This is a genomic window from Vagococcus sp. WN80Y (assembly GCF_059621045.1).
Map to the genome: position 1 here is coordinate 1 of NZ_JCAQHY010000098.1, position 9,529 is coordinate 9,529.

The following is a 9,529-nucleotide window of genomic DNA, read 5'->3' on the forward strand; positions in this document are numbered from 1 at the left end:
TCGAACAATCGGCAATTTCGATTGCTCGAGTTTAGAGAAATTGCCGAGCCTTCACTTGGATATCCATTATTTCTAAGTGCTAAAGCACTAAGAATAATGGCAACTCTTAATGCTTTAGCGTTTAGAAGTTTAGGACAACGAAGCGTAGCGTAGTAAAACGTAGTGAGCAGACTTTTGGAACGCATTTATCGCACAATATACGTGAAACAAAACTAGGGCGTGACTTATGTTTATGAAAGTGATAGAACTGTTACCTTATGCTCTTATTTATAGGCATTCTTTATAAGTGATTTCTTTTTCAGATAGGAAATCAGTCCATTCTTCTGGCAATTGATTATCTGTTATTAAGAAGTCGATTTCATCGTAAGAGCAAATCTTTTTAAAGGCAGTACGATCAAATTTAGTGTAATCAGCCACTAGATAAGTTGTGTTGGCTCTTTGAACAGCGGTATGTCTGATTTCAGCCTGCTGCTCATTTGAATCAGTAATTTCGTGTTGAATATTTAAGAAGCGACACGAAATAAATGCTTTATCAAAGAAATAATGATTCATGTTATTTTCGGCTTGTTTCCCTAAAAGCGACATAGAAGGAAGATGAAGATTTCCTCCTATTAGAACGAGATTAATATTATTTTCATCCGCTAATGCTGTGGCTATTTTTAGGGAATTAGTCGTGATTGTTAAGTGTTTATCATGGATTGATTGGGCAATATATAAAGAAGTGGTTGAGGCATCTAGAAAAATAGAATCACCATTATTGATATATTCGGAACAGGCAAGGGCAATTTTTCTTTTACCTTCAATATGAATATGTTCTCTAAATTGGACATCAATTTCATTTTGAACCCCATCAGAAATATAGGCACCACCATAAGTACGCTTTAAAAAGCCTTCTTTTTCTAATTGGCTGAGATCTTTACGGATAGTTTCTTCAGTTAATTTAAATGTTTCAGAAAGTTCCACAACAGAGATACTTTTTCTTTCTCTGATCAATTCTTTGATTTTTTCTTTTCGGACAATTGGAAGCATGAGCCACCCACCTTTATTGGTTTTATTCTATTATAGCATGAAACAATAAATTTTAAATAGCTTAAATAAAGAATAAACAAAAACAAACAAAGAAAACTATTGACTAAACAAAGATAAAGTTAGATAATGATGTTAAATAGAAGAATGACTTAGGAGGAATAGTGAAGTGAAAAATAGATATGAAGAAGAATCACATGTAAAACAAATGATTTGTGAAATTGGTAAACGGATTTATGATCGTGGCTATGTTGCGGCGAATGATGGCAATATATCGGTGAAAATGGATGATGGTACGATATTTTGTACGCCCACCGGTGTTAGTAAAGGATTTATGCAGCCAGATATGATTGTCAAGATGGACTTGGAAGGGAATGTTCTATCTGATAATGCGAAACCATCATCAGAAGTAAAGATGCATTTACGTGTTTACCGCGAAAATCCAACAGTTAATTCTGTTGTACATGCTCATCCAGTTGTAGCCACCTCATATGCTATTGCGGGGATTCCACTGAATCAAGCACTGTGCCCAGAAGCCGTTGTGACATTAGGTAACGTACCTGTTGCCCCTTATGCCACACCGGGAACTCAGCAAGTACCAGATTCAATTGCCCCATATTGTATCGATTATAATGCCGTACTTTTAGCTAATCACGGTGCTTTGACGTGGGGGAAAGATCTTATTGAAGCTTATTATCGAATGGAGTCGTTGGAGCACTTTGCGATGATGACGATGTATACTGGCAGAATTATTAATCAGGCCAATGAATTAAATTGTTCTCAAGTAGGCGATTTAATTGAAATGCGTGAAAATATGGGTGTTTCTTCTGGTGGTGTTCCCCCTTGTCGAACAGAAGAAACTGTTGCAACCGATGAAGAGGCTTTGATTGAAAATGTCGTGAAAGCTGTTTTATCTCAATTATCTTAAGGAGGAGTGATTACTAATGGGAAAGACAATGACTGATGAAAATTTAGATTCAATTGTCCGCAATGTGATTAAAGAATACACTCAAGGAAAAGACCGTACACAGGTTCAACAATTTAAAAAAGTTGAAGTAGGTTCAGGCACAGAGGGGCTTCTAAAAAGTGAAATCACTAGCCAAAAAGAGCTAGGGGTTTTCACTTTAATGGAAGACGCAATTGCAGCGGCTAAGCTAGCACAAAAAGAATTAAGAACTATTGGAACAAAAAATCGAGCAAAATTTGTTTCTGAAATGCGAACGGTTACACTTTCTCATAAGGAAGAACTTGCGCGCCAAATGGTAGTAGAGACTGGGTTAGGAAATTACGAAGACAAATTACAAAAGATTGAGTTAATCGCTACTCAAACGCCTGGGCTAGAGGACCTAAAAGTAGAAGCATACAGTGGTGAAGATGGATTGACGACCGTTGAGTATAGTCCTTACGGTGTGATTGGTGCAGTAACACCAGTTACGAATCCAGTTGAAACAATTGTGAATAACAGTCTTGGGATGATTGTGAGTGGTAATAGTGTTGTTTTTAATGTCCACCCATCTTCTGTAAAGGTTTCTCAAACAATTGTTATGCTGTTGAACCAATCTATTGTTGCTGTTGGTGGCCCTGCCAACTTAATTACAATGGTTGCTCAGCCAACAATGGACACATTAGATATTTTAACTAAAAGCTCGGATATACGACTGCTAGTTGGAACAGGTGGTCCAGGACTTGTAAAAAAATTGCTGCAATCTGGCAAAAAAGCAATCGGTGCTGGTGCGGGGAATCCGCCTGTTTTGGTGGATGAAACGGCTGAATTAGCTACCGCTGCAAAAGAAATCATTAAAGGCGCTTCTTTTGACAATAATATCTTATGTATTGCCGAAAAAGAAGTTTTCGTTGTTGAGGAAGTTGCTGATGAGTTGGTGTATCAGCTGCTTAATCAAGGCGCTGTTCTCTTAAATGAGGCACAGGTTGAACAGTTAATGTCATTTACTTTAGTTAAAGAGGAAAGCCAAGGAGCAAAAGGATGTTCAGTAGCTAAAGCGACAGAGTTTCATATGAATAAAAAATGGATTGGGAAAGATGTTGAGTTATTTTTAAAAGAATTAGGAATTCAGGAGACAGGCTCACCGAAATTAATTATGTTTGAATGTGAGTTCGATCATCCATTCGTCCAGCTTGAACAAATGATGCCAGTATTGCCAATTGTCCGAGTAAAAGATGTCACTGAAGGAATTGAGCTTGCGGTTAAGGCTGAAAAAGGTAATCGCCACACAGCGGTGATGCATTCGCAAAATATTAATAATTTGACTCGTTTTGCTCGTGAGGTTGAGAGTACTATTTTTGTGAAGAACGCCTCATCCTTGGCAGGGGTTGGTTTTGAAGGCGAAGGGTATGCCACGATGTCAATTGCAGGTCCAACAGGAGAAGGCCTGACTTCAGCAAAGAGCTTTTCGCGTAAACGTCGCTGTGTTCTTGGGCAAGGTGGCTTATCAATTTAAAAAAAGTTAAATGAGTTGAGAGGAAACCGATTTATGGGGAAGCTAGCAATAGGAATGATTGAAGTTGAAGGACATACTGTGGCACTAGCGGTCATTGATCAGATGACAAAGGAAGTTGATGTGACTATCTTAGCTGTGGATTGCAACAATCCACGAAATGAAGCAACAGCAGAAATTCCAATGACAGTTCAAGTGATTTTTGAAGGAGAGATTTCAGAGGTTCGTCACGCGTTAAGCGTCGGCGAAAAGATGGCTTTAAATTATGTCTCCGAAGCAGTTATTAGCACTAGCTATGTATCAAAAGAAGCTGAGGGGCTTAGGCCTTTATTAATAACGGGAAAAGTTATTCCACAGCGATACGTGTCTAAAAGAGAAGTATTAGATAGTAGTTTTCAAGGAAGCTCATTGGCTATCTTTGAGGTTCAGCATTTTGTAAATGCACTTAGTTTGAGTAATGATCTATTAAAATCCTTTAATTTAAGCTATGCTCACCATGAACTCAATCTAGGCGGTCGTTTAATCAGTCTGATTTTTACAGGAGATGAAAGCCAAGTAATGGCGGCGATTGATTATGCTGAAACTCATCAAAGAAACTATGATCATAAAATTTTGACAAAAATTCAATTAAATAATCCGACAACAGAAACACTGCGATATGCAATTAGAAGTGGAGGAGATCGTTAATGGCAAAATCAATCGGAATAGTTGAAACAAAAGGATTAACAGTTGCAATTGAAGCAGCAGATGCGATGCTTAAAGCTGCGAATGTATCAGCTTTAGGCAAAGAAAAAATTGGCTCAGGATTGGTCACAATTATTGTTGAAGGGGATGTTTCAGCTGTAGAGGCAGCGGTAGCAGTTGGAGCTGAGGTGGTTCAAGCTAATGGTGAGTTAATCGCAACAAAAGTGATTCCATCGCCTCATGAGGAGCTTGTTCACTTTTTGCCATAAGAGATGAGGAACTAACATGGAAAAACGTGTTTTAAAAATTTTAGCAGTTGATGATCCAGCAGTTCGTGGCTATCTAGAGTTAGGAATCATTCAAGCGTACACGGAAACAACTGGACAGGCAATTGAGTTTAACAGTGTGAGCTGGGCAGAATATGGTGACATGTACCAACAAATCATAGAAGGTAATAGGGAGTATGATATTTTTATGGTGGCCGGCCACTTATGGCTATCAGAGTTGTTGGAAAAGGAGTTAATTATGCCATTAGAGTTACCTAAAGCGGAATTGTTGGAAAAAGTTTTAGACGAAGTGACCTATAATGGGGAGCAGTATCTAAGTCCTTCTTTTTGCGATGGGCACCTCTTCGTTTACCGCAAGTCTTACTTTGAAAAATGGCAAATGGCACTTCCCGGTAAGCATGTCACTATAGCGGAAATAATGGCCTGGGCACAAGCTTTTAAACAAGTTGAAGCAATAGAACCTATAGCGATGAAAGCGGCAAGTTCAGAATTATTTTTGGATATATTGCCATATTTTAGAGCGACAGACGTAGAGCCGATTACAACTCAAGGGGAAGCTATTACTGATTATCAATTGTTGGCTGAAGGGATTAATTGGTACAAAGAGCTACTAGCTTTGACGGATGAACAGCACCGCTATCTGGATAATGAAGGGATAAAAGAAAGTATCCAGCAGAATCGAACGATTATGACCACTACTTGGAATGGTCAAATGGGAGCAATTTTTAATGAGGATTGCTTGAATAAAGACGAACTCGGTTTTGCTACGATCGAAGGTAGTTGGAATGTGACGTGGGGATTTTGTATTCATAAAAAGAGTGGAAATCAAGTCGCAAGTCAAAAATTTTTAACCTACTTGCTATCAAGAGACGTAGCGACACAAATTGGCGAGTATTCGGGTGCTCCAGTGCTGAAGCCCTTATCAACAGATGAGACAAGTCATTATCCTTGGTTTGACTCACATTATCGATTAGTCAGTACGGTTGCTCGTGGATTACCAAAATCAGCACTATTAGGTCAAAGCACGGCAACACTTGTGACTTATATTGAAGGACAACTATCTGAAGGTTAAGGAGGGTATCATGAAAATAGTTATTATTGGTGGAGTTGCCGCTGGGATGTCAGCGGCCTCTAAAATCAAACGAACAGATCCGCAAGCGGAGGTCATTGTTTATGAAGCTGGGAAGCATTTATCCTACGGAGCATGTGGCTTACCTTATTATGTCAGTGGTGTCAATAATGATTCAAGCAAGTTAATCGCGCGAACAGAAGCGGAATTTAATCAGCTTGGCATAAAAACCTGTTTACAACATAAGGTGTTGAAGGTTATTCCTAAAAATAAACAAATTTTTATTCACGATAATCGCAATAATCACTTGTTTGTTGAAAATTACGATAAATTGTTTATTGCAACTGGTGCAGTTGCGAGTGTACCAGCCATCGAAGGAAGAGAAGCTGAGGGTGTTTTTCAGCTAAAAACCTTAAGCGATGGCCTGTTATTAAAAGAAAAAGTTGAGCAAACAGACTGTCAAAATGTGGTGATAGTTGGTGGGGGCTATATTGGGATTGAAGTAGCCGAAAGCTTGAAAGAAATTGGTAAAAAGGTGACGGTCATCGAATTTAGTCAGGATATTTTAGCCCCTTTTGACGAAGAGATTAGTCAAGTCGCTCGACAAGAATTGACCGACTTGGGTGTATCATTGAAGCTAAATGAAAAGGTTAGACAAATCGTTAAAGATAGTAATCATCACGCAAAAGAGGTAGTGACAGATAAGTCTAGCTACCCTTGTGATCTGGTTGTTTTAGCAACAGGTATTAAGCCTGCTACTAGTTTCTTAAAAGATAGCGGCATTCAGCTAAGCTCTAATGGCGCTATAGTAGTTGATCGAGAAATGCGAACCAACATCGCTGATATCTATGCTGCTGGTGACTGCGCGCAGGTGTATCATTTAGGCAAAGAGGAGAATGATTTTATTCCCTTGGGAACAACTGCCAATAAATGCGGGCGAATCGCAGGTGATAATATGCTAGGAGCTCATCATAAATTTGTTGGAACCTTAGGCAGTGCAGCGATTAAAATTGGGAAGCTTGAACTAGGTCGAACGGGCCTTTCTGAGTCGGAGGCACAAGCCCTATGTTATGATTACAAAACCGTTACCGTGACAACTCAGGATCATCCTGTGTATTACCCAGATCCAACAGATATTAAGTTGAAATTGATTTATGATAAGCGGACCCTTCGTTTACTAGGTGCACAAGGTGTAGGTGAAAAGGGTGTCGTTTTACGAATTGATATGTTTGCAATTGCTATCCATAATAAAATGTCAACGGCAGAGTTAGGGATGGTTGATTTAGCTTATGCTCCCCCATTTGCTGGTGTTTGGGATGCCGTTCATATAGCAAGTAACGCTGCAAAATAGGAGGGAAGAGAAATGAATTCAAAATTAATGACACTGGCTGAAAGTGTAAAGCTAGTGTCTTCAGGTGATAGCTTGGCTTTTGGTGGTAACGCCCTTCACCGCAAACCGATGAGCTTTGTGAGAGAACTGGCTCGTACAGAGTTGAAAGGATTGCATCTGATTAATACAGCTGGTGCCCATGATGTTGATTTGTTATGTGGAAATCAACAGGTAAGTGCTGTTGATGCCGGATTTATCAGTTATGAATCAGGCTTTGGTTTAGCAAATTATTATCGAAAAGCAGTGCAGGAAGGACAGGTTAAGGGGAACGAACATGCGTGCTATACGGTAATCAGTGCTCTGCGAGCTGCTGCATACGGGGTGCCATTTATGCCTGTCAGAGGATTAGAATATGGCGACTTATTAGTGGAGAATGATTATTTTTTACGGGTGGAGGACCCTTTTTCTGGCGAGCCTGTTACCTTGGTTAAAGCGTTGATACCTGATGTTACCGTTATACACGTTCAACAAGTTGATGAAGATGGCAATGCTTGGATAGATGGCCCAGTTTTTGATGATTTACTTTTAGCAAGAGCGAGCCGAAAGGTTATCATTACTGCTGAACGAGTTGTAAAAAACGAGTGGCAGCAAGCAAAGCAAAAAAATACCTTGATTCCTGGTTTCTTAGTAGATGCGGTTGTTTTACAGCCTAAAGGGGCAGATCCTTGCTCTGTTTACGGAGAATATGATATCAATCAAGAGGTTTTGAGAAACTTTACAACAGGCAAACTTACGATTAAAGATTATTTAGCTGACTATCAAAATTCAGGAAAGCGAGTGACAACTTATGGATCAGGAAAAGCTTAAAATTGATACAATGATTTGTGTCATGGCTCGTTTAATCAACAATCGTGAAACGGTTTTTCATGGTGTTTCTTCTCATATGCCAATGATTGCTATTAAGTTGGCGCAGGCCACACATGCGCCAGACCTATATCATTTGAATATACCTGGTGGGGTGAATCCAGAAATGAGAAAGGTCTCGAGTTATTCGACGGCAGGGTACGAATTATACGACCAATCACGGAGTCAATTTCCTTTAGCAGATGTTTTTGATTTATCGATGAGAGGAAAATTGGATGTGGCTTTTTTAAGTGGTGTTCAATTTGATCAAGAGGGTCATGTTAATGCCTCGGTTATTGGTAATTATCATCAGCCTAAAGTGAGACTACCTGGTGGAGCAGGGAGTGCCGTTCTAATTCCAACTGTCAAGCGTGCCTTAATTTGGCGGACAAAACATGATACACGAACGTTTGTTAAGCAAGTTGATTTTGTTACGACTAAGGGGAATATCGATCGAATTATTACACCATTGTGTGTCTTCTGCTTTAGAGACGGCAAACTGAAACTAGAAAGTATTCATCAGACATCCTCTTCTGAAGAAGTAGTTGCTAATACTGGCTTTGAGATTGAGGTTGACGGTGTGGCCATCACACCTGAACCAAGCCGCGAAGAGCTAGCTATTTTGCAAAAAATCGATCCGAAGGGGTATCGCTATATTGAATTGTAAATAGAACTTGTAAAGAAGGACTCGATGATAAGAGTTCTTTTTTTTATTATTGCTTAGGCTATAGGGGGATAAGCGATTCTTTGTATAACTGCATCTATATTAATGAATAAATTAAGATCTATCAAAGCCGTTTTCATCCTGGTGATTTAGTAGAATAGCAAATAAATCATTTAGAGATTTTGATTTTTTCTTTTACCATTAATGTTGCAATTTGATTTTCCAGATTGTCTGTACAAGTTGAAAAATCGTCTATGAACATGCCGTAAACTAGTGATAAAGAGTGGAACTCTTTAATGATTTTTTTCTTGTCTAGTGGGAATGGTCTGTTGGAAAAAAACTCGTCTAACAATTTAAGCACTGTTGTCCATGATTGAAGTTGTTCAAGGGTCTCTTTCAGTAGATAGATATCTTGATAAGAAATTGCTTTGATTGGCTGTTTGTTTTTTGTTTTGAGAACGATTCCATTTTCTTGGTTCATAAAAAATTCTCCTCCTTTAATTTTCAAAGCTTACCTAGCAAATAAAGAAAATTTATTTGCAATTAGATAAAATCAGGGATACTGATGCTATGCACCAGTAATTGTGGCAACTTGTATGTGTAGTGTACGCTATTCATGCAAGACTTCATTGGTTGGCGCTAAATAGCAAAGTATTTTCTATTTAAACGCCGAAATGTAACTTATAGTCTGTAGACTTAAAGTATACAGGGGTCATATCATAGCGTTATAGCACAGTCAATAAGAGAAAGGAAGCGGGTGCAAATGACTTCATTGAGAGTTAATTTTGCGAACAATGTTAAAACTATTCGACAAGAGAAAAAACTATCCCAAGAAGGGCTTGCTTTTGTTTGTAATTTACATCGAACCTATATCTCTGATATTGAACGAGGAAAACGAAATGTTTCTATTGATAATATTGAAAAAATAGCTCTTGCTTTAGAGGTCAGTCCATATGAGCTGTTGATGAAAAGATAAAAATGGTGTTGAAGCAGCTGGGACAAACACTCATGAGGGCTATCGCCCTCACCAAACAGAATGAAAACAAAAGTGATCGACCTACAGACGATTTCCTGTCATAATAAAAGTGACAGGAGTGGCTTTGTAGGTCG

General features: G+C 38.8%; 11 protein-coding genes. 9 read left to right on the forward strand and 2 right to left on the reverse strand.

Annotated features, from left to right (window positions below; genetic code table 11):
- Positions 1–267: 267 nt before the first annotated feature.
- Positions 268–1,029, reverse strand: coding sequence for a DeoR/GlpR family DNA-binding transcription regulator (locus AC5KOD_RS03515; protein WP_496913150.1), 762 nt, complete (start codon positions 1,027–1,029; stop codon positions 268–270).
- 166 nt (positions 1,030–1,195) lie between these two features.
- Here AC5KOD_RS03515 and AC5KOD_RS03520 point away from each other — a divergent pair, with 166 nt between their 5' ends.
- From AC5KOD_RS03520 to AC5KOD_RS03555, 8 genes are read left to right on the forward strand one after another with little or no spacing between them, the layout of a single operon-like run.
- Positions 1,196–1,954, forward strand: coding sequence for a class II aldolase/adducin family protein (locus AC5KOD_RS03520; RefSeq protein ID WP_496913151.1), 759 nt, complete (start codon positions 1,196–1,198; stop codon positions 1,952–1,954).
- Positions 1,955–1,970: 16 nt separating this feature from the next.
- Positions 1,971–3,485: an aldehyde dehydrogenase family protein gene (locus AC5KOD_RS03525; protein WP_496913152.1), complete on the forward strand. Its 1,515-nt coding sequence runs from the start codon at positions 1,971–1,973 to the stop codon at positions 3,483–3,485.
- 33 nt (positions 3,486–3,518) lie between these two features.
- Entirely contained in the window at positions 3,519–4,169 is a 651-nt protein-coding gene (locus AC5KOD_RS03530) for a BMC domain-containing protein (RefSeq protein WP_496913153.1), read from the forward strand.
- A complete protein-coding gene (locus tag AC5KOD_RS03535) occupies positions 4,169–4,435 on the forward strand; it encodes a BMC domain-containing protein (protein ID WP_209524440.1) in 267 nt (88 codons plus the stop codon). Before AC5KOD_RS03530 ends, AC5KOD_RS03535 begins: the two co-directional genes overlap by 1 nt.
- Before the next feature lie 16 nt (positions 4,436–4,451).
- Positions 4,452–5,525 (forward strand): ABC transporter substrate-binding protein, encoded by a 1,074-nt coding sequence (locus AC5KOD_RS03540; RefSeq protein WP_496913154.1) that lies wholly within the window; start codon positions 4,452–4,454, stop codon positions 5,523–5,525.
- A 10-nt stretch (positions 5,526–5,535) separates the two neighbouring features.
- On the forward strand, positions 5,536–6,873 hold the full coding sequence (locus AC5KOD_RS03545; RefSeq protein WP_496913155.1) for a CoA-disulfide reductase: 1,338 nt from the start codon (positions 5,536–5,538) through the stop codon (positions 6,871–6,873).
- A gap of 12 nt (positions 6,874–6,885) precedes the next feature.
- Complete coding sequence (locus AC5KOD_RS03550) at positions 6,886–7,719, forward strand: CoA transferase subunit A (RefSeq protein WP_496913156.1); 834 nt, start codon at positions 6,886–6,888, stop codon at positions 7,717–7,719.
- Positions 7,700–8,422, forward strand: coding sequence for a CoA-transferase subunit beta (locus tag AC5KOD_RS03555; RefSeq protein ID WP_496913157.1), 723 nt, complete (start codon positions 7,700–7,702; stop codon positions 8,420–8,422). Before AC5KOD_RS03550 ends, AC5KOD_RS03555 begins: the two co-directional genes overlap by 20 nt.
- 166 nt (positions 8,423–8,588) lie before the next feature.
- Here the strand turns inward: AC5KOD_RS03555 and AC5KOD_RS03560 are convergent, their stop codons facing one another.
- Positions 8,589–8,900 carry a hypothetical protein gene (locus AC5KOD_RS03560; protein WP_496913158.1) on the reverse strand — a complete coding sequence of 104 codons (312 nt, stop codon included), beginning with the start codon at positions 8,898–8,900 and terminating at the stop codon, positions 8,589–8,591.
- A 282-nt stretch (positions 8,901–9,182) separates the two neighbouring features.
- On the opposite strand from AC5KOD_RS03560, the gene AC5KOD_RS03565 reads away from it, so the two are divergent.
- Positions 9,183–9,395 (forward strand): helix-turn-helix domain-containing protein, encoded by a 213-nt coding sequence (locus AC5KOD_RS03565; RefSeq protein ID WP_496913159.1) that lies wholly within the window; start codon positions 9,183–9,185, stop codon positions 9,393–9,395.
- Positions 9,396–9,529 lie beyond the last annotated feature (134 nt).